Origin of the sequence: Paenibacillus sp. 7523-1 (assembly GCF_002276415.1) — a bacterium.
Taxonomy (GTDB): Bacteria; Bacillota; Bacilli; order Paenibacillales; family Paenibacillaceae; genus Paenibacillus; species Paenibacillus illinoisensis_A.
Map to the genome: position 1 here is coordinate 1 of NZ_NPBR01000054.1, position 217 is coordinate 217.

Annotated in this window: 1 tRNA gene; it reads right to left on the reverse strand. The window is 51.6% G+C overall.

What is annotated here, in order from left to right:
* Nucleotides 1-8 precede the first annotated feature (8 nt).
* Nucleotides 9-83: transfer RNA gene (locus tag CHH60_RS29510), tRNA-Gly, on the reverse strand.
* Nucleotides 84-217 lie beyond the last annotated feature (134 nt).

The following is a 217-nucleotide window of genomic DNA, read 5'->3' on the forward strand; positions in this document are numbered from 1 at the left end:
AAAATAATTGGAGCGGACGACGGGAATCGAACCCGCGACCCTCGCCTTGGCAAGGCGATGCTCTACCGCTGAGCCACGTCCGCATGCGGTATTAAATATTAAATGGCGGAACCGACGGGATACTCTCACTTCGTTCGAGACTGCGAAGCTAATGCTCTCGAAGTGTATGCTCCGACGAACCCAAAAACGGATTCTCATCCCTGAAGCATAATCAAGA